The sequence below is a fragment of the Lysinibacillus sp. NPDC093688 genome (assembly GCF_050280145.1).
Classification (GTDB): Bacteria; Bacillota; Bacilli; order Bacillales_A; family Planococcaceae; genus Lysinibacillus; species Lysinibacillus xylanilyticus_B.
The window spans coordinates 51,583-77,983 of record NZ_JBNNUX010000017.1 but is presented as its reverse complement, the minus strand read 5'-3'; the positions used below and the strand labels follow the sequence as shown (position 1 = coordinate 77,983).

Below are 26,401 nucleotides of genomic sequence, written 5' to 3'. Positions count from 1 at the left end.
TGTTGCTACTCTTTCGCACAAAAAATATCTGCTGAAGTTTCATTTTACTATAGTAAAGTGTCATTTCAGAAAATATACGCTATGTGAAGTGGTTGATTGGAGTGGAGGTTGGGCGACTCCTTGCGGCTCATCGGACGCCTCCAGGGAAGCGCCCGGCCGGAACGGAAACCAACCTATCGTTTTGCCGAAGAGCCGTACTTACAATAGTTTTTCAACAACATGAAATCCCGCTCTCTACTTAGAGAAGCGGGATTTTCAAATGCATTATTTAGATTCTTTTACAAAAGGAACGTAGTTAGAAAGCATTTTTGCCATATGTGCACGTGTAGCGTTGTTACCAGGCATAAATTTACCGTTTGCACCGCTAACAATCTTTAAGTCTTTCAGAAGTGCGATAGCATCTTGTGTTTCAGCGTCGTATTGAGAAATATCACTGAAATCAGCTTTTAAACCTGTTTTTGCATCATGTTGTAGGTTATAAGCACGAGCGAACATTAATGCAAGTTGAGCACGAGTTACTTTTGCATTAGGGTTGAATTTACTACCATTCACACCTTTTACAATTCCTGCTTCAGCAAGTGCTGTAATTTCTTTTTGTGTTTCAGCTTTTAAATTAGCAATATCCGAGAATGTTACTTGACCTTTCGCTTCAAGCTTTAAGGCACGCGTGATAAATGATGCAGCTTGAGCACGAGTTAAGTTTGCGTTTGGTGAATAGATTGTTGCAGAAGTACCGTTTGTTAAATCACGGTAATAAAGATCGCGAACATAGCCTTCTGTTTCTGATCCTTTTACGATATCTGTAAATGGAATTGTTGCAATAACACGTCCTTCTACTTTTGCATCAACTTTTTTCAGTGTATTTAAGTGTTCGATAAACATTTCATAGTCAATCGTACCAGGCTCACTTACACGGCCGTCTTCATAAACTTTTTTCAGTGTATCGTAGCCGTCTCCACCTTTAGCAGTGAATGTATTTGTTGCAGCTTTATAATAGGCTGCTTTATCTAGTTCTTTACCATTTAATTTAATAGATTTTACACGTTTACCAGCAGGTGCTTTTCCATCAAATTCTACTTGTAAACCAGAGAAGTGTAAGAAGCCACCAAATTCTTTAGGGAAATCTTTCACACTATGTTCAGCAATATCATAGATTTCAGCACCTTTTAATTTTACGATGCCTAGAGCATTACCGAATGGCATGACTGTCATAACTTCGCCAACAGTGATATCTCCTGCATCAATACTTGCGCGGATACCACCACCATTTTGGAAAGCAAATTGTACTTCTGGGTCAATTTTTTTAGCACCAGCAAGCATACCATCAGTAATTAAGTTACCAAGGTTTGTTTCACCAGCACGAACACCCCAAAGATTACGACCGCCATTTAATGGTGAAACAGCTGTATTACCTGTTGATTGATTTAAGATTTTTGAAATTTTCTCTTTATATGGAGCTAGAAGTGCTGCAGCTTCAGCGTCAGCTTCTACAGGCTTTTCTTTATCATTTAGAGCATGTAATTGACCGAAGTAGTCAACAACAGCACCGTTATTGTCGAATGTTAGGTCTAATTCACCTAAATTTTCGCTATATTGACCTGTTTGAACGATAATTGTAGGATTTTTAAATGATGTTTCTGCTTTCACAGGCTTTTCTAATTTTGTATGTGTATGACCGCCTACGATTACATCAATGCCTTCTACAGCTTTCGCTAGTAATTGGTCATTATCCCAATCTGCTGAGTCATCGAAGCCTATGTGTGTTAATGCGACAATTTTGTTAACACCTTGTTTTTCAAATTCTGCTACTGCTTTTTTCGCAGAGTCGATATAGTTTGCAAATTGCACGTTAGCAACGCTTGAAATTGAAGGTGTTTCTTCTGTTGTTAAACTGAAAATACCTACTTGTTCGCCAGCGATTTCTTTAATGATACCGTCATAAATTTTACCTTTTTCAAAGTCTTTAGTGACTTTTTTGAATTGTAAGCCATCAAATAAAGAATCCTTTGAAAAATCTAGGTTACTTCCTAACAATGGGAAATTTGCGCCCTTAACGAATTTCGCAAGTGCAGCATGTCCTTCTGGGCTTGATCCTAAATCGAACTCATGGTTACCAAAAGTCATCGCATCATAACCCATTAAGTTCATTAACTTCATATCAGTTTCTCCGGCAAATTCGTTAAAGTATAAAGTACCAGAGAAAACGTCACCAGCATCTAAAAGAAGTGAATTTTTATTTGCAGCACGAAGTTCTTTTATTTTTGTTGCACGCTTTGGAGCATCCTCAACGTGTGCATGCGTGTCATTTGAGTGTAGAACTGTTAATTTGAAACCATCTTTCGTAGCTGTTGGTGCTGTTTCTGCTGCATGCGCGGCAAAACCGGGTGTAGCTAGTAAACTCGCAACTAGAGTTGTTGCTGCAATACTTTTAACCCATTTCATCAATAAATTCCCCCTCATATTAGTCAGATGACTGACAATTTAATCTAATTCTATCATGAAAGAAATCCACCGTCATTACCAATAATGGAAATGTATATTAAATTTGCTGTAAAAAATAGATGAAAGAAATGTAAATGATGTATTTATACCTTTTTTTGGGATTTTAAGTAAATGAATAAGTAAAAAGACAAAAAAACTGCACTTTCCTATTGTTAGCTGTTTAACAATAGGAAGTGCAGTGCAACAATTATTTCTCGTCCTTTACAACGATTTGCTTATTTAAAAATGGATGCTCGAATTCCAATTGAATAGCATGGAGCTCGTAATCATCACTTGCAGTTTCTCTTGCTCCGTACATAGTATCACCAATAATCGGATGACCGATATGTGCTAAATGCACGCGAATTTGATGTGTTCTCCCTGTTTCAAGAATGAGATGGACAACACAAGAGCTTTTATAGCGAGCTACAACTTCATAGTGTGTAACTGCATGTTGGCCAGTTTTAGAAACGACACGTCTTGTTGCATGATGTCGGTCTTTCCCGATTGCTTCAGAAATTGTGCCCGATGAAGAACGTAAATTTCCTTGCACCTCTGCAGCGTATGTTCGAATAATGGATTTTTCCTCAATCATACGGTCAAAGATTGATTTTGCTAAAGGATGTTTTGCTACAAGTAACAAACCTTGCGTCCCTCTATCTAAACGATGGACATGTTCCGCATAAGTACCACCCTGCTGTTTAATATGAGCCATAACATGATTCATACAAGTATGAGTATCACGCTCATCATTTGGATGTGTCGACATGCCTTTTGGTTTAGAAACGATCAAGCAATGGTCATCCTCATAAACGACATCAATTGCACAAACCGGTGTCGGTTGATAATTGGATGTCGGAATCGGGAATGTAAATTTTATGATTGTTCCTACTTGTAGTGGATCTTTCCACAGAATAGGTTCTCCGTCAACAGTTGTGATAGCCTTCGCCATTCTCAATTCATGGACTAGCTTTTTACCGAGTCGCCAATGATTGCGTAATAGATCCTCGACTGTCAAATCATTCGTATTTATTTCATAGTGAAACATATATCTTCCTCCGTAGAAAAGACCGTATTCCAATTGTAGAACACGGTCTTGAAATTAATTTGCTGCTTTAGCAGCCTTCATTACATAGAAGCTTGCCCCTGCAATTAAAATAAATGCAGTTAACGCTAAAAATGGGATTGTGATAAAACCTAACCAGTTGATATATTGACCAGTACATGAAACAGCACCACAAGAAGGAGCAGTATCAGCTAAAAAACTAAGCTTTTGAATACCATAATGGTAAAGTGATATACTGCCTCCCATAATGGCAAAAACAGCGGTTGTAACAGCAATACGTGCATTTTTTTGAATAAAGGCAATGGTTGTCATAATGACAATTGGATACATGAAAATTCGTTGGTACCAACACATTTTACAAGGTTCATAGTGACGAATTTCAGAAAAGTATAAGGAACCCAATGTTGCAACGACAGAGACAATCCAAATAAATAATAAGCCATTCTCTACTTTTTTAGACATATAAGTTCTCTCCTTAGTATAACCATGTACTTGTTCGATTATAGTTGTTCTAGTTTTATATGTAAATTAACTTACCCAAAATAAGGAGTATTCTTTAAAAAAATTTCAGTCTAAAGTATGAATGGCTTAGGCAGACGTTCCAGACTTTGAAATGTTATCATTAAATTAGCAATGCCAAAGAAGAGGTGTTTTTGTGAGGGAGAATGATCATTCCAATATTGGTATTTTAAAAGAGATTGCAGAGTTATTAAACGAAGAAACTGAAATTGTGTCGATGTTAAAAGAAGCACTTGTGAAATTTTTAAATGGCACAAACTTTGAAACAGGCTGGATTTTTTTTATCGATGAAAAAGGGCGATCAGAGCTTGTTGTCCATGTCAATTTACCAGAGGCTCTGGAGCATAAAAATTGTCATTATTTAGAAAAGGGAGGCTGCTGGTGTGTTTCCCGCTATCGTAATGAGGAATTAAAGAAAGCATCTAATATTATTGAATGCCAACGTATTGAAAGTGCAATTGCTGCAAATGTTGGTGATCACGAAGGCATTACGCATCATGCTACGGTTCCGCTTCAATCAGGACAAGAACGTTTTGGTGTCTTAAATGTTGCATCGAAGGATACCGTACGTTTTTCAGAGGAAGAGCTAGCATTGCTTGAATCGGTTGCATTTCAGATGGGGTCGGCCATTAAGCGTATTTTACTGACAAAGCAGGAACAAGAAATGGCACTTGTAAAGGAGCGCAATCGTCTTGCTCGAGATTTACATGATTCTGTCAACCAGTTACTTTTTTCCGTTACATTAACGGCGAGAGCTGGTATTGAAATGTCAAACGATTGTGATGTGAAGGAAACATTTAAGGAGATTCAGCACTTAACACAGGATGCCTTAACAGAAATGCGCGCCCTCATTTGGCAGCTCCGTCCAAAAGGATTAGAAAATGGTTTACTTGAAGCAATCAAAGTATATGCTGAAATGCTTGGCTTGAAGCTTCAAGTAACGGTATCAGGTGTACTGCAATTCCCATCGCGTATCGAAGAAACATTATTTCGGGTAGCCCAAGAAGCACTTAATAATGTTCGTCGTCATGCTGGTGTGCTGGAAGCTGCACTATATATAACGGTCACTTCTACAGATATTTTACTTGTTATTCGTGATGAGGGTCGAGGCTTCGTCATCGATCAAAATACGAAGCTACTTTCAATGGGCTTGCAATCCATAAAGGATCGTGCAAAATCAGTTGGTGGCAAAGCTGACTGGGTTAGTGAAATTGGCAAAGGTACAGAGCTGTTAATCCGCTTGCCATATTAGGGGGGAAGAGTATGATACGTGTTTTAATCGCAGATGACCATCATGTAGTACGTCGTGGATTATTATTTTTCTTAAAAACACAGAAAGATATTGAAGTTGTAGGTGAGGCGAAAAATGGTTTAGAGGCAGTAGCTTTAGCAGAAAGTATACAGCCAGATATTATACTTATGGACTTAGTAATGCCTGAAATGGATGGTATTCAGGCAACAAAGCGCATTAAAGCTAAGTTGCCGCACATAGAAATTCTAATGCTGACAAGCTTTTCAGATCGTGATCATGTGGTGCCAGCTATGGAGGCAGGAGCTGCAGGCTATCAGTTGAAAGATATTGAGCCTGATGAGTTGGTATTGTCCATTCGTCGTATTATGCGAGGAGAAAATACATTACATCCAGATGCAACAACGACTCTGGAAATGGACCGTCAAGAATCGAAAAATGCACCTCATGTTTTAAACCCGCTAACACCTCGTGAACAGGATGTGCTTGCAGAGCTTACAAAAGGGAAAAGTAATCGAGAGATTGCGTCTTCTTTATTCGTTACAGAAAAAACAGTGAAAACTCATATTTCTAATATTTTTACGAAGCTACAGGTACAGGATCGTACCCAAGCGGCTCTTTATGCTGTGAAGCACGGACTGACAGAAGCTAGCGGTGTTTAACAGATAAAATATGTAAACGGCGGGTTCCTACAAATTGTAGCAACCCGCCGTTTTTGTATGAAAGTATTGAAGCAGTGAGAGGTGACTTCGCGGGAATAGCGTAAGATTAGAGACCCGTAGTAGTACGAGGATAGAAGTTTTAAATGTTGTGTTGAGAGAACTATATGAAGCGTTTTTTGTAAAAGACAACGTTGCTATAGTAGAAAAAACGTTCAATAGCGCCGATTATAAGTATCTAGGTTGTTTTTCTTAAATTGTAAATAAAATTGATAAAGAATTTGAAAGTAAAATGGTGTAATTAGCATAGGGGAAAATAGTAGTTAGAGTAAAGGAGTACAAATATGAAATTAGAGCGGCTTTTAACGATGACAATGATTTTAATAAATCGGAAAAAGGTGACAGCCCAGGAGCTTGCCGATTTATTTAATGTGTCCGTTCGTACTATTTATCGAGATATTGAAACATTGAGCTGTGCTGGGGTTCCTGTTATTAGCCAACAGGGGGTTCATGGTGGGATTAGTCTGATCGAGGGCTATCGTGTTGATAAGCAGGTGTTGACGAAGGAGGAGCTTACGTCACTTTCTATTGCCATTAAAAGTGCATTAACAACATACGAGGATGCACATGCTGAAGCAGTACTAGAAAAATTAACCGGTGTTGCGGATGAGGAAGTAAAACAATCGATTGATCAACTATTTATTGACCTTAGTCCTTGGGGGCCAAACGTTATTTTCAAGGAACAAATTACTTTATTGAAAAAGGCAATTGAACACGAACATTGTATAAGCTTTACGTATTCTACTACACATGGTCATATAACAAGACGATTATTAGAGCCACATACTTTAGTACAAAAGGGAAAGGTTTGGTATGTTTATGGCTATTGCACATTGAGAGAAGATTTTCGCTTATTTAAAATTTCAAGAATGAAGGATTTACAAGAAGAGATGACGACTTTCCAACGCAGGGAAGTCAACTTATCTGAACTTCCATGGGACAAAGAGTGGCATCACCCTCAAAATGTAGTAAACCTTACGCTATCTTTTGATTTTGCTATAACGACATTAGTAGAAGAATCATTTGGCGCTGAGCATGTAGATAATGAGAATTCAACTATTAACATTGCATTGCCTGAGGATGAATGGCTATATGGCTTTCTTCTTAGCTTTGGCCATCGCCTAAAAGTTTTAGAACCACCTCATATACGTGAGATTGTATTAAAGCGAGCGCAGGAAATTATGGAGTTGTATAAAGAAATTTAACTTTTTTCAGCTGGTGTTTAAACACCCGCTGAAAGAAGTTAAAGCCTCCGGCGGATGTCACGGAATCGGAAAGGAGTTCTTTGTGCAAGCACAAAGCCGATTCCAGACGCAATTATGCCGAGGCATAATTGAATTGATGACATACAGTTGTCAGGTTTCCTTTGTTATAGTCGTAACAAATAGGACGAAGGGTGGATTTAATTATGCAAAGTTATTGTCAAAGCTGTGGAATGCCATTAGTGGATGAGGCATTACTTGGTACAGAAAAAGATGGATACAAAAGTGAGGACTATTGCACTTATTGTTATGAAGTGGGAGAGTTCAAACAGCCAACTCTAACAGTTGAAGAAATGATCGGAATTTGTGTACCGCATTTAAAGGAAGATGGTATGGCGGAAGAGGAAGCACGCCAAATGTTGACGTCTTTTTTACCAAGCTTAAAGAGATGGAGAAAGCATGATATATCAGAACCAGTTGTGATGAATAAAGAATCATTTCAAATTGTAGGAATTTCAGCGCGAACAAGCAATGCGAATGAAATTACCGCTCAAGCAAATATCCCGCAATTATGGTCGGATTTTTATCAGCAAAATGTTGTAGGACAAATAGCTAATGCAGTAAATCATGTAACATATGGGCTGTATTCTGACTATGAAACAGATGTTAATGGAGAATATTCCATTACACTTGGGGTGGAAGTATTAGCTGCCGACGACATTCCTGAAGGTATGTTCGTTAAAACAGTGCCAGCTGCTAAATACTTAGTTTTTACTTCTGACAAAGGTCCATTTGAAGAAGTTGTTGTAAAAGCATGGCAGGATGTCTGGGCTTGGTTTGCAAGCTCAGGTGTAGAGCGAATATACACAGGTGACTTTGAAATGTACGATGAACGATGTGCCAACCCTCAAGAAGCTCAGGTCGATATTTATATTGCCATCAAATAATATAAACAAATTAAACCTCCTATCTATGATAAATAGGAGGCTTGTTTGTTTATATTGAAATTTTTTACATATAACGGTGTGAAAGCATACACTTCCATAATTATGTTTTGTATAATGAAAAGAAAGAAATGTCTGATGTAAGTAGTCACTACGGAACTTAACCCACGTTCTGATGATGAGTCGTTTATTGCAGTAGGAAGGGGATAAAGACGACTGAGGGAGGGATTAGTGTTTGACTAAGAGAAAAGTAGGAGACATTTTAAGTGTTACATCTTTATTACCCGCGATAATAAGTGTTATTTTTTTCTTTATAAAAAGAGGGCCGGATTCTGATATTTATTTTGCTATCGCCGTTTTTAGCATTTTATCACTGATCGGTATTATATTTGCTGTAATTTCTTTGTTTATTTCTAGAAAACGTTTTTTTGGTTGGTTTGGTCTAATCGCAAATGTATTAGTTTTGATTTTTGCTTATCTATTACAATTAGCAATGGGAATTGGTGAACCATAAATGTTTTCAATTGTTTTAACATAATATATGTAACTTTCATTTCCAAATAAAAAAGGAAGCCGGATCGACAGTCTTTAGTTAACATCTATTCCAACAATAATTGAACTGTAATGCATAGACACTAAGGTCCTTCAAGACATGCTTATAATGCAAACGTCGATATAGTTCGTTTAACAAAACAAGTCTCCAACCAATCAATTGGTTGGAGACTTGTCGTCATTTGCTGGAGGAATTACTTCTATTTCTGGCTCAATATGCACGAGTACCTGGCAGAAGGAACTTTCATGAGAAACGGTTTTTTCAATCTCCTCTGTGATTCGGTGACTTTCAAAGACATTTAAGTAAGGATCAACGGTCACGGTTACGTCTATAAAATGCATATTGCCATGAGCACGCCCCTTAAAGTCTATAAGATTGATCACGCCATCAACATTGCGGATTAAAATGGATAATGTTTCGACCTCATCAACATCAAAGGCATCTGTGAGGCTTTGAACTGCCTCCCAAAAGATTTCTACAGCTGTTTTAATAATAAGAAATGCGACGAGTAGAGCTGTTATTGTATCGATAATGGGGAAGCCAAAAATGGCGCCAAAAATTCCGAGTGCTGTACCGATACTGACAAGGGCATCTGAGCGATTATCATAGGCGGCAGCTTTAACTGCAGCACTTTTTATTTTTTGGGATAGTGCCAAATTATAGCGATACACGATATACATCACGACTGCACTGCCGATTGCCACAAAGGCTGTTAATAATGATGGTGTTGTGCCGGCTGGCTCCCATAGACTTTTTAGCGAATTGATGAGTACCTGTAAGCCAACAATTAGCATAATAAACGATGCAACAAGTGAAGCAACGGTTTCAGCACGTAAATGTCCATATTGGTGATTAGAGTCAGGTGGTATTTGAGCAATCCGTAATCCAATTAAAACCGCTATCGATGCGATAATATCAGTGGTATTGTTAAGTCCATCTGCTTTTAGTGCTTCTGATGTTCCGATATAGCCAATCGTTAGTTTTATTGAGCTCAGAATTATATACGTACCAATAGATAACCAAGCACCTTTTTCCCCTTGACGTAAATTTGTATAGAGCTCCATTTTGTTTCCTCCTAGCAAAACTTTCGGGCATTATAAAACGACTCCCTTCTCGTGTAAGGGAGTCGTTTTTTTGCGTAAATATTTATTTTATTTAAGTAGAAGCTCTTGCCATTATAGGTTGTGAGCAAAATACTAGCTTTATACCTGATCATACAAGCGCGACATAAATCATATCACTGCAAATACGACCTCTTCCAGCGGTTGTCCAAACATCTGCTAAAGAGTGGAACTCAGGCTTTGTGTAAGTACAAAGCCGAATCCAATGCAATTATGCCAAGGCATAATTGATTTTTAGTCATTTACTTCACCGTTGTCATTTGATAAATCACGTTCAGGTAATTTCAGAACTTCTAAGTATAAAATATGGTGACCATCTAATTCTTTTGCGATAAATTCATAACCTTGTTCTTCAATACTGTCTCCTTCGACTGCATCAAAGCGTTTCGTCATGAACCAACCACCGATTGTATCAATATCATCATCTTCTATGTCAGTACCTAGCATATCATTGACGCTTTCTACTAGCATCTTCGCATCTAAAATAAAGTGATCTTCTGCAATTTCCTGAACCTCTGGAATTTCATCTTCATCGAATTCATCTTGAATGTCGCCGACAATTTCCTCAATAATATCCTCAATCGTAACTAGACCAGATGTTCCGCCATATTCATCCATTAAAATGGCCATATGAATGCGCTCACGCTGTATTTTTAGTAACAATTCGTTAATTTGCGTTGTTTCCATTACGCGAATAATTGGCTGCATATAATCAATCACTGGTTTATCGCCATTTGCTGGGTCTTTAATGTAGGCGGTTAATAAGTGCTTCATATTGACTAAGCCGATAATATGGTCTTTGTCACCATCGATAATTGGGTAACGGGTATATTGCTCAACGCCCATTAAATCGAAAACTTCTCTAATCGTTAGTTCTTTTTCAATGCCGACGATTTCAGTACGTGGGACCATGATTTCTTTCGCAAGACGATCAGAAAACTCAAAAATACTGTTTACATATTCATATTCTGAAGTATTAATTTCTCCACCCTTTAAACTATCCGACAAAATCATACGTAACTCTTCTTCAGTATGGGCTACTTCTGATTCTGACATCATTTTTAAGCCGAAAAGGCCGGTTAAGCCACGTGCAGATCCGTTTAAAAGCTTAATGATTGGATACGTAATGTTGTGGAATAAAATTAATGGACCAGCAAGGTTTAATGTTACAAATTCTGCTTTTTGGATGGCAAGTGTTTTTGGCGCCAATTCCCCCATAACTACATGCATAAACGTTACAACTGAGAATGCAAGTATAAATGAAAGGACCGTAGTAAGACTTTCACTCAAATTTAGAAATTCAAACACTGGATTCAAAATAATCTTAAATGTAGGTTCACCAAGCCAACCTAGACCTAAAGCAGTGATCGTAATACCTAATTGACATGCAGATAAGTATTCATCTAAATCTGAAACTACACGTTTTGCATTTTTTGCTTTTTTATTTCCTTCTGCAAGCAATTGATCAATACGCGTAGTTCTTACTTTAACGATTGCAAATTCAGTTGCAACGAAAAATCCTGTCATTACTATTAGTAGGGCAAATGCCGCCAACCTTATGGTTATTTCCATTATGTCTCCGTCCAAATAATTCCTTTGTTCCTGCCCGAATGAGGGAAGGAAACAAAGTATACACCTCCTATGATTTTAAAAAATTGTTGAATGATATAATCATAAAATATTTACATGCAAAACACAAATATTGACAACAACTTTTTTAGTTGATTTTCACACCGTAAATTTAAAAAATAAATAATTTCAAACACCAAAAGATTGAAAATAAAAATTTGTTATGCTAACTTTAAATGTAGCAAAGAAGATAGTTTGTTTAGAGAAAGAAGCATTTACATCTCATATAAAACGACACGTCAAAAATCTCAAGGTGCTTACTTGCGGATTTTTTTAAATGAATTATTTTTAATAGCAACAAAAACGGAGCCATCTCATGCATATGAGGTGGCTCCTTTGTATTGTTGAAAAATAAAACGGTCAAGGCAATCTTTGTGGATCTTGTGGCACACTGAGGGAGAAATCCGATCCAGGTTACTTGCTTTGGCTACAAGAACAAATCAGTTGTTGCTGTCGCTCCGCTTTCGCACAGACAAATCCCTTTGTTAAAGTTTCGTTTTTATCACTACAAATGAGAGTGACCTGCCAGTACATATATCTTATGCAGAATGGTTGATTGGAGTGGAGACTGGGCGACTCCTTGGGGATTAGCGATAGAGGAACGAAGGCTAAAACCATCACATCCTGTGATAACGCCTTCGTGACCAACATCATGTTGGCCCGAGACCCTGGAGCGAAGCGGGTAGGGGAACGAAGGCTAAAACCATCACGTCCTGTGATAACGCCTTCGTGACCAACATCCTGTTGCCCCGACGCCCCTAGGAAAGCGCCCAGTCGGAACGGAAATCAACCCCTTGTTATGCCAAAAAGCGATACTATAACACTTTAATATCAAAATAGTTTTCAACAAAAAAGGAGCCATTTTCGTAAGAGATGGCTCCTTCTGTTTTATTTAATTTTTGTTGAAAGCGTAATTCAAGCACGCTTTTTCCACATCATGTAGCGTTTCTTTTACAGGTATTTCACCTGAATAAAGAGAAATTGTAACAGGTGCTTTTTCTGCTATACCTTGTTTTGTCAAAATATAATTATTGCCCTTATATGTTAAAAACATATTTTTTACAGGTCTTTTTCCGAAAGTACTAGCAGAAGAATTGAAAAATCCTTTTAATTGACTGCAGTATTCAGTGTAGAAATCACTTTTAAAGCCAGAAAGAGCCTCGAATTTTTTACTATCAATAACTTCAGCCTCATTCGCTAACTCGAAAATTTTAGCCGAAAATTCGGAAAAAACTTCTTTTACTTTTGCACGAATTAATGCTTTTGAATTATAACTGTTTAAGTCATCAGAAAGAGTGACTTTATTCATTGAAATAACCTCCTGCATAAAATCCCTTTCATACATGATAACATAAATGTATAAGAAGGATAAGGGAATTTCAACATATTTAAATAATTTTAAGATAATAGCAGTTCTGGAAATGGTGAAAAATAGGTATATTTATACAGTGTGAGTGCTAAAAATATTACTTTTATTAATCGTAAACATGGTACAACATAAGCTCATGAATCATTTTTTTTACTTCCTCTTCGTTAGGAGGGATAGGTCCATTCCATTGTATAGCGCCATCTTTTAAGTACTCCGCTGTATAACGTTCACGTTGATAAAAGAACGAAATGGACCAACCAGGAAGCTGAGAATTTTCAAATAAAGGTCTAAAGCTAAAATGTTGAATCATAATCAAACCCCATTTCTTAATATATGTAGTTAATATTATTCAAGGATAGTGGTAATTTTGCAACTATTCACTTTACAGACGCTTGTAAGTTGTTATTTATATGCATAGGTATCATAACGTGTGTTGATTTCCGTTCCGATTTTTCAGCGTCACAGATGAGACCATGGTGCGTAGCGAAGCGGCTCATCGGACGCCCCCAGGAAAGCGCCCTCCCCAAGGAGTCGCCCAATCTCCACTCCAATCAACTTATATATGGAATAAGTTTAAACAAATGCCATTCCTATAAAGCCGCAGGAAAGCGAGTAGCCCGTAGAGGAAATCAGCATCTTCAAATTAATGAAGATGGATAAAAATAGTTAATCTAATAGAGGGTATTTCTTTCGTAGAAAATCATTGCTCTGCTATAATGAGTGCATTAGGCGACAAAATACGCCAATAGTGAATACAATTGAAATGAGAGGATACTAATGGATAATTTTCTAGTGACATTAATATTTATGGCAGTCATTGGAGCTGCAATTGGTGGTGTAACGAATCACCTAGCTATTAAAATGCTTTTTAGACCGCACAATGCTATATATATTAAAAATTGGCGAGTACCTTTTACTCCAGGTCTTATTCCAAAACGACGTGACGAATTAGCAAAGCAACTTGGGCTAACGGTTGTGAATTATTTATTAACACCTGAAACCTTTAGAAAGAAATTTTTCTCAAAGGATATTCAGGACAAGGTAGAACAGTTTGTACAAACAAAGGTAGAAGAAACGATTTTTACAAATGATAAAACAATTCAGGATTGGCTATCATTAGCTGGATTTTCCAATATGCCAGCAACAATTGAACAGAAGGTAGAAGCAATTGTTGAGGGACAATTTGAATCAGTTAAGAATACACTATCTACGAAATCAATTCGTACACTTTTATCAGCAGATATTCAAAATACTATTGATGCAAAGATACCAGTAGCAGTAGAGCATATTTTAGAAAAGGGTGAGGATTATTTTTTATCACCCGAGGGCGAACTGACAATTAAGGCGATGATTGATGACTTCTTATCGTCAAAAGGATCACTTGGTGGAATGATTAATATGTTTTTAGGTGATTCTTCGTCGCTCATGTCAAAGGTTCAGCGCGAACTTATAAAATTTTTACAAAAACCAGGAACATCAGCATTACTAACGAAAATTTTTACGCAGGAATTGGAGAAATTAAAAGATCGCCCAGCAATGGATTTCTTACAAGATATTCGTTTTGAACAAATATTATCGAAATTGCAAACTTACGTAAAAGAACAAATAGCAGTTGAAGAGCGCTTAAATGTTCCTATCTCGCATTACTGGCCAGAAGGTAATTCATGGATGAAGGAAACAGTGATTCCACAAACCATTGAAAAAGCTTTTGTAAAGGCTGAAGACAAATTAGAAGATGTGTTGAAACGCTTAAATTTACAAGAAGTAGTACGTGAGCAGGTTGATTCTTTCCCTGTAGAGAAATTAGAGGAGCTTGTACTAGGTATTTCAAAGCGTGAGTTTAAAATGATTACCGTACTTGGTGCAGTTCTTGGTGGATTGATTGGGATTGTGCAAGGGTTAATTGTTTACTTTATTTAAAAAGGAGAATTATGTTTATGATTAATATTTACAATGACATTAATGCGTTAGAGGCAACTTTTCGTAAAACACCTGAATTTGAAGCTTTGAAAGCAGCAGTGACAGTTGTTAAGGAAGATGAAGAGGCATTAAATCTTTTCAAAAATTTCCGTAAGGTTCAAATTGACCTACAGAAAAAGCAATTAACGGGTGAAGATATTCTGGAAGATGAACTTGTATATGCACAAAAAGCTGCACAGCTAGCACAGCAAAATACAAAAATTTCCGCGATGCTTCAGGCCGAAATGGATCTAAGTAAGATCATCGAAGAGGTAAACCGCATTTTAATTAAACCTATTCAAGCATTGTATGAAGAATTTTAACAGCGAAGTTTGACATCCAAGAGGTGGAAAAGTAGTATTTAGCGTCGCAAACGAGAGTTCTGAAAAAGCGCAGGCATAAAAATACTATTAGTTGCACATATAACAAGTAAGAAGAAAACGTGTTTCCGCAAGTCGGAGCACGTTTTCAATTTATGGCTCACTATCATTGGAGGTTATACTATGCATGTAATCATTGAATGGACCTATAAAGCGCAAAAGGGTGCAGAAACTGTTTTGCGTTCAGAAGAAATGCCAGCAGCTCAAGCATTACTACTTGCAGAGGACATGGAGCGAACAGGGAGAGTAAAATCACTGCATTGTATCGATCGAAAGGATACAAGTTGGTCTTTAAAGGAACTCAAGGCATATTTAAAGGAAATTGACACTGAGCCACACAATATAACTGTCTATTTTGATGGTGGCTTTGATCGTACAACAAATCAATCGGGGCTAGGCTGTGTGATTTATTATGAACAAAATGGTAAGCCATATCGATTAAGACAAAATTCTTTTTCGTCAGAGCTTAAATCTAACAATGAGGCAGAGTATGCAGCACTTTATTTAGGGTTAGTTGAGCTTGAGCTATTGAATGTTCACCATTTGCCCGTTTGTTTCACTGGTGATTCCCAAGTAGTTATCAATCAATTGAGTGGGGAATGGCCAGCGCTAGAAAAGAATTTATCTAGCTGGGCAGATAAAATCGACGCAAAGCTAGAGGCGCTTAGTATCCAGCCGGAGTACAAGCTGATATCACGTAAAGGCAATTCTGAAGCCGACCGCCTTGCAACTCAGGCATTAAACGGTATCGATATTACAGGGTTAAAGGAAATTGTAAAGGAGTAGATACTGGAAACTCCAAAAGAGAACTACCAGTATTTTGAAATGCACACTCAATTGTTAGATGGTGTGTCTAACAATTGGGCGCAGTTCAGTGACAAGGTGGTTTTTTACTATTCTATAGCATTAATCCCTAATGAGAGACTAGTTAGCTCAGCGTTACTTTGATCATGATTAAATTCACCTTGGAAATAAATATTATCAAATTCAAAATTTGCATAATATACGATATCATCAGGATCTCCATATCTCTCATAAGAAGAAATTTGAATAGCTTGACCTATGACTTCCTCTAATGATTCTTTTGTAACATTTTTGAAATTTGACAGATAATAATGACTAACAGGTACCTCTTCCTCAGCTAGACAGAAAAAGTAATTATCATAAAAAGAACAAAGACCCCCCTCATAATAATCCTCGCCTTTCGGCAAGCCAGCTTTCCCCTTAGCGATCGGATATGTATCACCAAAAATAATGTCAGTTTTAAAGAAATCATGATTTAACAATTTTAGCAGTTTAGAATTTTGAATGATTGGTAACCCAGAATATAAGTTTGTTGTACTATTTTCACTAGTTATAGCATGGTCACGAAGTGTAAAATGCTCTAAAAAGTCTCCTGCTTGAATAGTAAAGGTATTTTTAGAGGTATCTACTGTTAACTCACTATTCTCATAGAGCCTATAGGATTGACCGCTAATAATGTTACTACCATCGTCTGCTACTTTAAGTAAATGGAGAACTTCTAAATTGCCTGAAGCACCAGCTTCAAAATCGATTATTAATGCAATATCTTTTTTGTCTTCGTCCTTGAAGATACCCTTAAAACGGAAATCTCCATGAATTGTCGTTTCATATTTTTGAGAATTCCATTGTTCCCAAGCTTCGCGTTTCTTATTATAATGACCGATAATATAACCGTAATTAGTACCGCTATAACTAATGAAGAGTTCTGGGACTTCATCTCCTTCAAAGTCAATCATTTCTACAAAAACTTCTTCACTTGGGATTGTTAAGTTTTTGTACCATATACTATCTAAAGCTTGTTGCTTCCACTCTTCTGTCGTGTAGGGTAATTTGTCATTCTTTGTTGACTCGTTAGAAACATCAGGTTTTTCTGATGACTGATCCTCGCAAGCAAATAACGAAAAACTTAGAAACAATAGTGGAATTATCCATTTTTTCAACATAGTATCTCCTTACTTCTATAAAATTAGTAAATTCATCACCAAAAGCTGGGGACGAAACTTGTTAAAAAGGAACAGAAATCAACCCTATGCTATTGGTAATAGGCCAAATATTCCATTCTTTATTGCTAATTATAATAGATATTGACTAAAAAAACGGTTATTATCATAAATTCTCCATTTTTAATGAAACTTTTACCATTCTAAAACTACTACTACTTTGAACCTAATAATAAGGAGAGATTTTATGAACATGAAAAAAATTGCACCCGTAGCAATGACAGCTTTATTATTTGGAAGTGTAGTAATACCAGTCGCTTCAGCAAATGAAAATAAGACAGACGCAGAACAACAAGTACCACAAATCCAAATTGATCCTGTTCACATTTTCAACACTACCTATGGAACGGTTGAAAAAGTCAATTTAAGTGAAAACATTACATACTTCACAGTACAAGATGGCGATCAAACAAACATTTTAGAAATAACAAAGGATACACTTGTGTTCGATAATACAGGTAAAAAAGTAGAACTTAAAGAAGGGGATAAAATAGTGGCTTATACATTTGCAAACAAGCCACAAAAAGCAATTTATCCACCACAATTCGATCCTGATGTTGTCATTGTTGAAACTGAGGAAGCTGGATTGGTTAAAGTTGATTACTTCTTTGAAAACTTAACGAATACTTACAATATGTTGAAATTAAACATTGGTAAAAACACAGAGCTTTTCAATACGAAGGGAGAGAAAGTTGCAGCTAAAGATTTAACAGAGAAGAACTTAGTTGTTTTCTATACAGCTTCAACAAAAAGTATCCCAGCTCAAACAACACCTTCAAAAGTAATTGTTCTTGATGACAACACTGAAAATCCAACAGAAAATACTGTAGAAGCGGAAATAGCACAAATTATCGCGACAGATTACTATGAAGTAGATGGAACAAAAATGGTTCCGTTGCGTTTGATTGCCGAAAAGCTTGGCTATAAAGTAGAGTCAACAAGTAAAGGCGCAATTGTATCAAAAGGTAATCTATCTTACACAATTACACTTGGAGAGAAAATGTTTGGTTATAACAAAGCATTACGCCCACTTAATGCAGCACCTGCTTTGCTAGAAGCATATAAAACATATGTACCAGTTGAATTTGTAGAGGAATATTTAAAATAATTTAGAGACCCATATTAAGGTGCCTACCTTTGTATGGGTTTTTTTGCGCCTTAAAATGCCGAATTCACTCTCTTAACTCAACTGTTATTTTAAATAAATATTTGATTATATTCCCAAACATAGGAAACTTGTGAGAGCATTTATCGTCTTAATCAATGAAGAGAAGTGACTTTAACAGAAGAGAGGATTTTGTGTGGAAAGAAAATTAAGAAGGTCTAAAAAAGCGAAACCTAAAAATAAAATAATAAAAATAACCTTAATAGTAATCGTAATTTTACTATTAACCGTAACTAGTTATGGAGCTTATGCGTTTGTTAAATTTAAAAATGCCTATGATAGTTCAAAGGTCGATTTAAAAAGAGATGGAAATAAATCAGAGCTAAGGGAAGAGGATGTTTCATTTAAAAAAGATCCTATCTCCATTTTTTTATTAGGTGTTGAAGATTATTCTAGTGAAGCGGAGAATGGTCGAGCTGACACTCAAATGGTCATTACCTTGGACCCGGATACGTCTGAAATTAGCTTAATTACAGTGCCTCGAGATGCAAGAGTTAACATAGAAAATGCAGGGGAATATACAGGGATACATAAAATCAATGCCGCTTATAATTATGGATCGATTACAGGCTATGGGGCAATTAAACTTCAATTAGAGACAGTTGAAAAATTCCTTAATATACCGATAGATAACTTTATTGCGGTAAACTTTGATGGCTTTAGAGATATTGTCGATGCTTTAGGTGGAGTAACAGTAGATGTAAAAGAGGATTTTTGGGAAGATAATATTTACGATAAAAAACGGATAGACTTTCATAAAGGAGAGTCGCATTTAAACGGGGAAGAGGCACTTGCATTTGTAAGAATGAGATACAGACCTATAAATGCTTCATACTCTCGTGAAGAAAGACAAAGACAATTTTTGACTGCAACAATTGATCAAGCAAAATCGACGAATACAATATTTAAAATTGGTCAAATTGCAGATATTTTAGGAGAAAACGTAGAAACAGATTTAAAACTTAAAGAGATCTACGCACTTCAAAAGCAATATTTGAATGCTAAAAACATAGCTACGAAAACGATAGAAATAAAAGGCGAAGATCAGTATATCGACAAAGTTTCTTATTTTATGCCCGATATGGAAAGCTTGGAGAAAGTAAGCATGGAATTAAGAAAAATTCTTAAACTAAAAGAAGAAAGTTTCAAAACAAACGCGGCTATTGAAAGATAAAAAATAAGAATCCATTTTGATGAATTTTTCAAAATGGATTTTTTGTATTATTAAACAGAATGTTCTGTTATTAATTGCGGCTTTGCTTAACGTTATAAAAATTTGTTAAACTATTGGTGCTGTAATTTTTGAGAGAAAAGAGCGAAGACAATGAAAATTATTCACATAGATCAAAAATATCCTGAGGATTGGATTCGCGTATTAAATCATATTGCGAATTTATTTTTTGAGGATTCCAAGCTTAAAGTAGAGGCTGAAGGAACAGATATGACAGTGTCATTCGAATATAACGTTGGGGATGATTCTTCGATTTCTACAAAAGCTGTGCTTGAGGTAGATGGTAAGCGTTATACGAATGATTACCGTATTCAATACGAATCTGGGGCTGAAGGACGTGAACTAAATATTCGTATGAAGCGTGCTTTGTCACACGTATTTTTAGATGTGCTAGAGCAACATACGGGCATGCAACAACAATGGGGAATTTTAACAGGTGTGCGTCCGACTAAGCTTTACCATAAATTTCGAAAGGCCGGAAAGAGCGAGGAAGAAATTGCTGATATTCTAATTCGTGATTTCCGTCTGTCAGAAGAAAAGGTAGCGCTACTTAAAGAAATAGTTGCTCGTCAGTTAGTGACGATTCCTGATATAGATGAAATCGGTAAAGAAATAAGTATTTATATTGGCATTCCTTTTTGCCCGACTAAATGTGCCTATTGTACGTTCCCAGCGTATGCGATTGGCAGCAATCGCAAGCAAGGGCGAGTTGCAACATTTTTAGATGGGTTGCATATTGAATTACGTGAAATGGGAAAATGGCTGAAGGAAAATAATATGAAAATCACGTCCATTTATTGGGGTGGTGGTACACCGACATCTATCGAGGCGGATGAAATGGATGCATTGTATCAGACGATGTATGACTCCTTCCCGCATTCTGAAACAATCCGTGAAGTAACTGTCGAAGCGGGCAGACCTGATACGATTACGCCTGAAAAACTTGAAGTGTTAAAAAAATGGGGCATTGACCGAATAAGTGTTAATCCACAATCGTATACAGACGAAACCCTTAAAGCAATTGGTCGTCATCATACGGTACAAGAAACAATTGATAAGTTTTGGTTAGCGCGTGAATCAGGTATGAATAATATTAATATGGATTTAATTATTGGTTTACCGAATGAAGGGATTGAAGAGTTCCAGAATTCATTAGATGAATCTGCAAAAATGCAGCCAGAATCGCTAACAGTACACACATTATCATTTAAACGTGCTTCGGAAATGACACGTAATAAGGATAAGTACAAGGTAGCAGACCGTGATACTGTTGCACAAATGATGCATATGGCACGAGTATGGACGAAGGAAAATGAGTATGTACCGTACTATTTATATCGTCAAAAAAATATTTTAGGTAATTTAGAAAATGTCGGCTACAGTAAAGCTGGCGAGGAGAGCATCTATAATATTGTCATCATGGAAGAAGTACAGACTATTTTAGGGATTGGCTGTGGAGCCTCCTCTAAATTTGTTCATCCTGAGACAGGCAAGATTACACAATTCCATAATCCAAAGGATCCTGCTGCCTACATCATGACGTTTGAAGAGGCAATCGGTAAAAAAATTGAGTTTTTAGATGAATTATATAAGGCATAAACAAGATGGCAATCTGATGTTTTTTCAGGTTGCCTTTTTTATTCCGATAAATCAGCATAATGTTCCGATAAAACTGGAAAACATTCCGATAAATCCACAAAGTGTTCCGATAAAACTAAAAAACATTCCGATAAAAGCTCAGGAATGTTTTTAGTCTGAATTATAATGGTGATAAGCACCTAACTTACATGAGTGGAGGTATAACATGAAAGTCGTTATTAGTCCAGATTCCTATAAAGGGACTTTGTCGGCCATCGAGGTGGCTAGAGCTATGCAGGCAGGAATCTTGGATGTTGATCAATCGATTGAAACAGTCATTTTACCAGTTGCAGACGGTGGAGAAGGTACACTAGAATCACTAGTTACTTCAACAGATGGTCACTATATTTCACACCACGTGCTTGATCCATTGGGAAGAAAAATTGAAGCGCGATATGGTGTGCTTGGTGATAATGAAACATGTGTTATTGAAATGGCTCAGGCATCCGGCATTATGCTGTTGCAGGATGAAGAAAAAAATCCCGAGCTTGCATCGACGTATGGGACGGGGCAGCTAATCAAGGCTGCTCTTGATAAAGGGTTTAGAAAATTGATTATCGGTATTGGCGGTAGTGCTACAAATGATGCTGGTATTGGCATGTTACAGGCACTTGGATTGCAACTAAAAAAAGAAGATGGCACTTTAATTGCTGATGGGGTGTCGGCACTATTAGATTTAGCTTCAATTGATATCAGTCGGCTAGATCCCCGATTAGCAGAAGCACAATTTATTATTGCATGTGATGTTGATAATCCATTGATTGGGGAACGGGGGGCAACAGCTATTTTTGGGCCTCAAAAAGGTGTGAAAGAGCAACAAATTGCTTATTTTGATAGCTGCTTAAAGCAGTTTGCGGACATTGTAGAAAAGCAATTTAACATTAGACTGCACGACTACAAAGGGGCAGGCGCTGCAGGTGGAATGGGAGGCGCGTTAATAGCTTTTTTCAACGGCAGTTTTCATGCAGGTATAGAGATTGTGATGAATGCCGTACAGTTAAAAAAGCATTTAGAGGGTGCCGGGTTTGTGATGACAGGTGAAGGACAATCAGATCGCCAAACATTACATGGGAAAGCGCCATTAGGAGTGGCGAAGGCTGCAACATTAGCGAATGTACACGCTGTGTTATTGTCGGGGGCAATAGATGAAAATGATAAACCTAAATTACTTGAATATTTTACTGTTGTTGAATCATTAGTAGATGAGAATATTAGTGTTCAGCAGGCAATGCAAGAACCTTCTTATTTTATTCGCATGAAAACAAAGAAAATGGTTGAGAATTATATACAAAATGGATATAACTTTGACCCATCTTAAGTTGATCTTGCGACTCATCGAACGCCCCCCAGCCCTGGGTAGCTATCTTTTTTGTATAATAGAAAAGTAGAAAGGAAGTTAGAGATGAAAAAATTAATAGTAATGCTCCTTTGTATTTTTTTATTAGCAGGCTGTACGGAGACGTCAAATACGAAGAAAGTATCCGTCACTGCGGGACATGAAATGCGCGTACATTTTATTGATGTAGGACAAGGAGATTCAATTTTTATTGAATCGCCAAACGGCAAAACAATGCTTATTGATGGAGGCGTTAAAGGAGCTGGTCAAAAAGTTGTTTCGTATTTGAAGGAGCTCGGTGTGAACAAGCTTGATATAGTGGTCGCAACCCATCCTGATGCAGACCATATTGGTGGTTTAATTCCTGTGTTAAATTCGATAGATATTGGACAATTTTATGATTCAGGGAAAGTACATACATCTCAAACCTTTGAAGAGATGCTGACACTTATTGATACGAAGAATATTCCTTATAATGTTCCGAAAACAGGCGATAATATAGCGTTTGATGATGATATTAATGTAAAGGTGTTAAACGCCAATGAACATGCGACAGATAATAATGATGCTTCCATTGTCTTAAAGCTTGCTTATGGTAATGTATCATTTTTATTAACAGCCGATGCGGGAATAGCGTTAGAAAAAGAGATGATGCAGGAAGATGTGAAATCCACGATCTTAAAAGCAGGACATCATGGCTCAAACACGAGTAGCTCTGCGGAGTTCATTCAGGCAGTGCATCCTGAAGTGACAATTTTAAGCTATGGTGAGGGAAATAAATATGGTCATCCTCATGCTGAAGTAGTTGAGCGTTTACAAGCAATTGGCAGTAAAATTTACGCAACTGCAGAAGTTGGAACTGTTATCGTATCAACGAATGGGGTAAACTATGATTTGAATTCGAAAGAATGGTCTGGAAACATTGCCTCAGCACCAGCACCAACAACTAGTGAAAGTGTTGACATTGTTAGTAAAGATTTAATAGAAGAAATTGTAGGCATTAAAAATAATGGTAATGAAGCAGTGTCCTTAAACGGTTGGCAGCTTATATCCATTGAAGGAGCTCAAGTTTTTAATTTCCCAAATGTGACATTGCAGCCAGGGAAAACGTTTTATGTCACAAGTGGCTCAAATGCACGAGAAGGTCAAAACTATTTAAAATGGACAAAGAAACAGATTTGGCTGAATGATGGGGATGCTGCACAATTACTTAATGCGAAAGGGGATATCGTTAGTGAGCTCGACTAAATACACCTTAGACCGTATTGAAGATGGATATGCAGTTTTTTTGAAGTACCCAGAGGAAGAGGAACAGCTAATCATTTTACAGTCTGCTATGAATAAACCAGTACAGGTTGGCGATCGTGTGCTAATTGAAGAAGTGGACGGCATCTACCAAATTGAAATTTTGAAAGAAGAAACTGAACAAAAAAAGGCTGACATACAAAGCCTAATGGATAGATTGCGTAGAAAAAATCAATAGTAGAAGCGGCTAGGATTAGGCTCATCACCTGAAGTTGGGGATAGCATTTGTTAAAATGGATACCATATAATATGTTGATTGGAGTGGAGGCTGGGCGACTCCTTGGGGATCAGCGATAGAGGAACGAAGGCTAAAACCATCACATCCTGTGATAACGCCTTCGTGACCAACATCCTGTTGCCCCGACGCCCCCAGGAAAGCGCCCGGCCGGAACGGAAATCAACCTTACGTTTTGACGATGGAAAAACCCTAAAACGCTATGCTAAATATTTTGAATATATGCTAAAATAATTATACTAATAGGAAGCTAGGAGCTGACACAATGTCAATTAACACAATTATTTTTGATTTAGATGATACGCTATTATGGGATAAAAAATCCGTCAAAACAGCATTTGAAAAAACGTGTGAATACGCAGCAACAATACATAATGTGAATCCGGCTGAGCTTGAGGAAGCTGTGCGTAAAGAAGCACGTGCACTTTACGAAGGCTATGAAACATATGATTATACGGTGTTAATCGGCATTAACCCATTCGAAGGACTTTGGGGAACATTCGATGATCCAACAGATTCTTTCCAAAAAATGAAAAATATCGTACCAGGCTATCGTACAGAGGCATGGACAAAAGGTTTAGCAACTCTTGGCATTGATGATGCACAATTAGGGGCGGAGCTAGGGGAACGCTTTGTGGCAGAGCGTAAAGTGTCTCCATTCCTATATGAAGATACTTTTGATGTGCTAGATAAGCTGAAAGGAAAGTATCAACTCGTATTACTGACAAATGGAGCACCAAGTTTACAAAATTTAAAGCTGGAAATAACACCAGAAATCGCGCCATATTTTGACCATATCATTATTTCTGGGGACTTTGGTAAAGGTAAACCAGATGCCTCTATTTTCGAACATGTAATGGAAAAAGCAGGTATTACAGCAGACGATGCGATCATGGTTGGAGATAACTTAAACACTGATATTTTAGGCTCATCTCGTGTTGGTATGCGCAACATTTGGATAAATCGTGAAAACAATGCACCAAATGGCGTTGTCACTCCAACATATGAAGTTGATTCTTTAACTGCATTATTAGAACTAGTAAATAAGCTATAAGCTAAAAATTCACTCCGAGTTGACGCTTTCTGCGGGGCTTTTAGCGCAAGCTCATCCCGCGGAAGTCGCCACTCTCTGTGAAAAATCAACGGCTCCTTATCATTGGTATGAGAAGTTAAGGCATTAGGTGGATGATGAGTGTTTAATTAAATTAACCCTATGGACCTTAAAAAAAAAAGCAAATAGAAAAAGCGTATTTTGAAAAAAGATTGATCAAAATACGCTTTTTCTATATTCAATTGAATTAAAATATCCTTGCTTAATTAAAACGCCCGATTGAGTAATATCTCAAAATTCCTACTGAATGTCAACTTCTTATCTTTTACTTAATTATTCACATAAAAACAAACATGATTTCTCAAATCTGTTAACATCACTTGATACGAAATACCAGTGATTATCTATTTTCTTGTAATCACTATAATAATCAAACTCTTTGGCAGTTGGAAATTCACCTGTGGATGAAAAAATAAATCCTTCCCGTAAACCCTGCATGTCCATAAAGGGTTGTTCAGCTGATTGGAAATAGACAAAAAAATGATCTTTCGAATGCATACCTACTCTGATCGTCTCATCTTTAACCGCATCTATATATTGCGGGGGAGTGTAATACGAGTAAAAACCTTTACTTCCGTATCTATTTGCTTCTTTTTTTATTTCCCCATTGACTAACATGCTAATGATTTCTTCTCTATCATCTTTATAAAAATAAAAATTCACTTCTGTTCTAATCAATGGAGGCAATACAATCACTATGAGTAGTGTTATTAAATGAATAATAATTGGAACCCATTTCTTTTGAAATAAATAAATGATTGAATAAATAAAAGTGACCGTAAATAACCCATATGTTATTAATGTCAACATAGAAGAATCATTCCCGATAAGCTTAAACATTGTATAAAACAATAATAAAATACTACTTCCTATTGCAAAGAAGATTATAGGTTTTTTCATAATTGTTACTCTCCTAAAACGATATAAACTTTTAAAAGCAACAATGGTTTCAAAATCATTGCTTCAAATTACTTTCCTATTATAACATATCCTGTTTTCCTAACATTTCGCACAGACAAACCCAAGTTGTTGCTGCCGCTCCGCTGTAGCTGCTCATCGTCCGCTCACTCGAGGAAGCACTCAGTCGGAATGGACATCAACCCTACGTTATGGTGATGAGCCTAAAAAAAAAAAGCAGAGAGCAACTACTCTCTGCTTATCAATC

Annotated in this window: 24 protein-coding genes; 15 read left to right on the top strand and 9 right to left on the bottom strand. The window is 36.9% G+C overall.

From position 1 onward, the window contains the following. Positions 1–264: 264 nt before the first annotated feature. The 3 genes from ACQKN2_RS14620 to ACQKN2_RS14610 all read right to left on the bottom strand — a co-directional run bounded on the left by ACQKN2_RS14620 (position 265) and on the right by ACQKN2_RS14610 (position 4,009). A complete protein-coding gene (locus ACQKN2_RS14620; RefSeq protein WP_427415596.1) occupies positions 265–2,442 on the bottom strand; it encodes a 5'-nucleotidase C-terminal domain-containing protein in 2,178 nt (725 codons plus the stop codon). Between the two features lie 247 nt (positions 2,443–2,689). Then, positions 2,690–3,529 (bottom strand): RluA family pseudouridine synthase, encoded by an 840-nt coding sequence (locus ACQKN2_RS14615; protein ID WP_427415595.1) that lies wholly within the window; start codon positions 3,527–3,529, stop codon positions 2,690–2,692. 54 nt (positions 3,530–3,583) lie between these two features. Next, complete coding sequence (locus ACQKN2_RS14610; protein ID WP_323649918.1) at positions 3,584–4,009, bottom strand: disulfide oxidoreductase; 426 nt, start codon at positions 4,007–4,009, stop codon at positions 3,584–3,586. A gap of 193 nt (positions 4,010–4,202) precedes the next feature. Between ACQKN2_RS14610 and ACQKN2_RS14605 the strand changes: the two genes are divergently transcribed. From ACQKN2_RS14605 to ACQKN2_RS14585, 5 genes are all read left to right on the top strand, one after another. After that, complete coding sequence (locus ACQKN2_RS14605; RefSeq protein WP_427415594.1) at positions 4,203–5,318, top strand: GAF domain-containing sensor histidine kinase; 1,116 nt, start codon at positions 4,203–4,205, stop codon at positions 5,316–5,318. An 11-nt stretch (positions 5,319–5,329) separates the two neighbouring features. Then, positions 5,330–5,977, top strand: a complete 648-nt coding sequence (locus ACQKN2_RS14600) for a response regulator (RefSeq protein WP_427415593.1) — start codon at positions 5,330–5,332, stop codon at positions 5,975–5,977. A 341-nt stretch (positions 5,978–6,318) separates the two neighbouring features. Then, entirely contained in the window at positions 6,319–7,239 is a 921-nt protein-coding gene (locus ACQKN2_RS14595; protein WP_427415592.1) for a helix-turn-helix transcriptional regulator, read from the top strand. A gap of 203 nt (positions 7,240–7,442) precedes the next feature. Next, complete coding sequence (locus tag ACQKN2_RS14590; RefSeq protein ID WP_427415591.1) at positions 7,443–8,183, top strand: effector binding domain-containing protein; 741 nt, start codon at positions 7,443–7,445, stop codon at positions 8,181–8,183. A 232-nt stretch (positions 8,184–8,415) separates the two neighbouring features. After that, on the top strand, positions 8,416–8,694 hold the full coding sequence (locus tag ACQKN2_RS14585) for a hypothetical protein (RefSeq protein WP_427415590.1): 279 nt from the start codon (positions 8,416–8,418) through the stop codon (positions 8,692–8,694). A gap of 194 nt (positions 8,695–8,888) precedes the next feature. Here ACQKN2_RS14585 and ACQKN2_RS14580 read toward each other — a convergent pair whose 3' ends face one another. From ACQKN2_RS14580 to ACQKN2_RS14565, 4 genes are all read right to left on the bottom strand, one after another. Next, positions 8,889–9,797 (bottom strand): cation diffusion facilitator family transporter, encoded by a 909-nt coding sequence (locus tag ACQKN2_RS14580; protein WP_427415589.1) that lies wholly within the window; start codon positions 9,795–9,797, stop codon positions 8,889–8,891. A 291-nt stretch (positions 9,798–10,088) separates the two neighbouring features. Next, positions 10,089–11,426 carry a hemolysin family protein gene (locus ACQKN2_RS14575; protein ID WP_427415588.1) on the bottom strand — a complete coding sequence of 446 codons (1,338 nt, stop codon included), beginning with the start codon at positions 11,424–11,426 and terminating at the stop codon, positions 10,089–10,091. A gap of 949 nt (positions 11,427–12,375) precedes the next feature. Further along, the gene (locus ACQKN2_RS14570) at positions 12,376–12,792 is read right to left on the bottom strand and encodes a hypothetical protein (RefSeq protein WP_323649904.1); all 417 of its coding nucleotides are present in this window, start codon (positions 12,790–12,792) and stop codon (positions 12,376–12,378) included. A gap of 166 nt (positions 12,793–12,958) precedes the next feature. Next, complete coding sequence (locus ACQKN2_RS14565) at positions 12,959–13,162, bottom strand: YheE family protein (RefSeq protein ID WP_427415587.1); 204 nt, start codon at positions 13,160–13,162, stop codon at positions 12,959–12,961. Between the two features lie 467 nt (positions 13,163–13,629). On the opposite strand from ACQKN2_RS14565, the gene ACQKN2_RS14560 reads away from it, so the two are divergent. The 3 genes from ACQKN2_RS14560 to ACQKN2_RS14550 all read left to right on the top strand — a co-directional run bounded on the left by ACQKN2_RS14560 (position 13,630) and on the right by ACQKN2_RS14550 (position 15,977). Further along, a complete protein-coding gene (locus tag ACQKN2_RS14560; protein ID WP_427415586.1) occupies positions 13,630–14,772 on the top strand; it encodes a DUF445 domain-containing protein in 1,143 nt (380 codons plus the stop codon). Between the two features lie 17 nt (positions 14,773–14,789). Then, positions 14,790–15,134 carry a YlbF family regulator gene (locus ACQKN2_RS14555; RefSeq protein ID WP_427415585.1) on the top strand — a complete coding sequence of 115 codons (345 nt, stop codon included), beginning with the start codon at positions 14,790–14,792 and terminating at the stop codon, positions 15,132–15,134. Between the two features lie 180 nt (positions 15,135–15,314). Continuing rightward, positions 15,315–15,977 (top strand): ribonuclease H family protein, encoded by a 663-nt coding sequence (locus ACQKN2_RS14550; RefSeq protein WP_427415584.1) that lies wholly within the window; start codon positions 15,315–15,317, stop codon positions 15,975–15,977. A gap of 107 nt (positions 15,978–16,084) precedes the next feature. Here ACQKN2_RS14550 and ACQKN2_RS14545 read toward each other — a convergent pair whose 3' ends face one another. After that, entirely contained in the window at positions 16,085–17,158 is a 1,074-nt protein-coding gene (locus tag ACQKN2_RS14545; RefSeq protein WP_427415583.1) for a hypothetical protein, read from the bottom strand. Positions 17,159–17,402: 244 nt separating this feature from the next. Between ACQKN2_RS14545 and ACQKN2_RS14540 the strand changes: the two genes are divergently transcribed. From ACQKN2_RS14540 to ACQKN2_RS14510, 7 genes are all read left to right on the top strand, one after another. After that, the gene (locus ACQKN2_RS14540) at positions 17,403–18,323 is read left to right on the top strand and encodes a stalk domain-containing protein (RefSeq protein ID WP_427415582.1); all 921 of its coding nucleotides are present in this window, start codon (positions 17,403–17,405) and stop codon (positions 18,321–18,323) included. A gap of 193 nt (positions 18,324–18,516) precedes the next feature. Further along, on the top strand, positions 18,517–19,554 hold the full coding sequence (locus ACQKN2_RS14535; protein WP_427415581.1) for an LCP family protein: 1,038 nt from the start codon (positions 18,517–18,519) through the stop codon (positions 19,552–19,554). Between the two features lie 150 nt (positions 19,555–19,704). After that, a complete protein-coding gene (locus tag ACQKN2_RS14530) occupies positions 19,705–21,210 on the top strand; it encodes a coproporphyrinogen III oxidase (protein WP_427415580.1) in 1,506 nt (501 codons plus the stop codon). A 205-nt stretch (positions 21,211–21,415) separates the two neighbouring features. Further along, positions 21,416–22,567 carry a glycerate kinase gene (locus ACQKN2_RS14525; RefSeq protein ID WP_427415579.1) on the top strand — a complete coding sequence of 384 codons (1,152 nt, stop codon included), beginning with the start codon at positions 21,416–21,418 and terminating at the stop codon, positions 22,565–22,567. Between the two features lie 84 nt (positions 22,568–22,651). Then, positions 22,652–23,833, top strand: coding sequence for an MBL fold metallo-hydrolase (locus ACQKN2_RS14520; protein WP_427415578.1), 1,182 nt, complete (start codon positions 22,652–22,654; stop codon positions 23,831–23,833). Then, positions 23,820–24,068, top strand: coding sequence for a DUF3006 domain-containing protein (locus tag ACQKN2_RS14515; protein WP_427415577.1), 249 nt, complete (start codon positions 23,820–23,822; stop codon positions 24,066–24,068). The genes ACQKN2_RS14520 and ACQKN2_RS14515 overlap by 14 nt, the downstream gene beginning before the upstream one ends. 322 nt (positions 24,069–24,390) lie before the next feature. Then, positions 24,391–25,179, top strand: coding sequence for an HAD family hydrolase (locus tag ACQKN2_RS14510; protein ID WP_427415576.1), 789 nt, complete (start codon positions 24,391–24,393; stop codon positions 25,177–25,179). A gap of 330 nt (positions 25,180–25,509) precedes the next feature. Here ACQKN2_RS14510 and ACQKN2_RS14505 read toward each other — a convergent pair whose 3' ends face one another. Then, a complete protein-coding gene (locus ACQKN2_RS14505; RefSeq protein ID WP_427415575.1) occupies positions 25,510–26,136 on the bottom strand; it encodes a hypothetical protein in 627 nt (208 codons plus the stop codon). Positions 26,137–26,401: the final 265 nt, after the last annotated feature.

What these genes read in the sequence shown, in the direction of transcription:
- ACQKN2_RS14580 (WP_427415589.1), bottom strand. Translation starts at nt 9,797, where the DNA reads ATGGAGCTCTATACAAATTTACGTCAAGGGGAAAAAGGTGCTTGGTTA.
- ACQKN2_RS14615 (WP_427415595.1), bottom strand. Translation starts at nt 3,529, where the DNA reads ATGTTTCACTATGAAATAAATACGAATGATTTGACAGTCGAGGATCTA.
- ACQKN2_RS14555 (WP_427415585.1), top strand. Translation starts at nt 14,790, where the DNA reads ATGATTAATATTTACAATGACATTAATGCGTTAGAGGCAACTTTTCGT.
- ACQKN2_RS14600 (WP_427415593.1), top strand. Translation starts at nt 5,330, where the DNA reads ATGATACGTGTTTTAATCGCAGATGACCATCATGTAGTACGTCGTGGA.
- ACQKN2_RS14510 (WP_427415576.1), top strand. Translation starts at nt 24,391, where the DNA reads ATGTCAATTAACACAATTATTTTTGATTTAGATGATACGCTATTATGG.
- ACQKN2_RS14620 (WP_427415596.1), bottom strand. Translation starts at nt 2,442, where the DNA reads ATGAAATGGGTTAAAAGTATTGCAGCAACAACTCTAGTTGCGAGTTTA.
- ACQKN2_RS14575 (WP_427415588.1), bottom strand. Translation starts at nt 11,426, where the DNA reads ATGGAAATAACCATAAGGTTGGCGGCATTTGCCCTACTAATAGTAATG.
- ACQKN2_RS14520 (WP_427415578.1), top strand. Translation starts at nt 22,652, where the DNA reads ATGAAAAAATTAATAGTAATGCTCCTTTGTATTTTTTTATTAGCAGGC.
- ACQKN2_RS14610 (WP_323649918.1), bottom strand. Translation starts at nt 4,009, where the DNA reads ATGTCTAAAAAAGTAGAGAATGGCTTATTATTTATTTGGATTGTCTCT.
- ACQKN2_RS14505 (WP_427415575.1), bottom strand. Translation starts at nt 26,136, where the DNA reads ATGAAAAAACCTATAATCTTCTTTGCAATAGGAAGTAGTATTTTATTA.
- ACQKN2_RS14570 (WP_323649904.1), bottom strand. Translation starts at nt 12,792, where the DNA reads ATGAATAAAGTCACTCTTTCTGATGACTTAAACAGTTATAATTCAAAA.
- ACQKN2_RS14590 (WP_427415591.1), top strand. Translation starts at nt 7,443, where the DNA reads ATGCAAAGTTATTGTCAAAGCTGTGGAATGCCATTAGTGGATGAGGCA.
- ACQKN2_RS14550 (WP_427415584.1), top strand. Translation starts at nt 15,315, where the DNA reads ATGCATGTAATCATTGAATGGACCTATAAAGCGCAAAAGGGTGCAGAA.
- ACQKN2_RS14525 (WP_427415579.1), top strand. Translation starts at nt 21,416, where the DNA reads ATGAAAGTCGTTATTAGTCCAGATTCCTATAAAGGGACTTTGTCGGCC.
- ACQKN2_RS14595 (WP_427415592.1), top strand. Translation starts at nt 6,319, where the DNA reads ATGAAATTAGAGCGGCTTTTAACGATGACAATGATTTTAATAAATCGG.
- ACQKN2_RS14530 (WP_427415580.1), top strand. Translation starts at nt 19,705, where the DNA reads ATGAAAATTATTCACATAGATCAAAAATATCCTGAGGATTGGATTCGC.
- ACQKN2_RS14560 (WP_427415586.1), top strand. Translation starts at nt 13,630, where the DNA reads ATGGATAATTTTCTAGTGACATTAATATTTATGGCAGTCATTGGAGCT.
- ACQKN2_RS14565 (WP_427415587.1), bottom strand. Translation starts at nt 13,162, where the DNA reads ATGATTCAACATTTTAGCTTTAGACCTTTATTTGAAAATTCTCAGCTT.
- ACQKN2_RS14540 (WP_427415582.1), top strand. Translation starts at nt 17,403, where the DNA reads ATGAACATGAAAAAAATTGCACCCGTAGCAATGACAGCTTTATTATTT.
- ACQKN2_RS14545 (WP_427415583.1), bottom strand. Translation starts at nt 17,158, where the DNA reads ATGTTGAAAAAATGGATAATTCCACTATTGTTTCTAAGTTTTTCGTTA.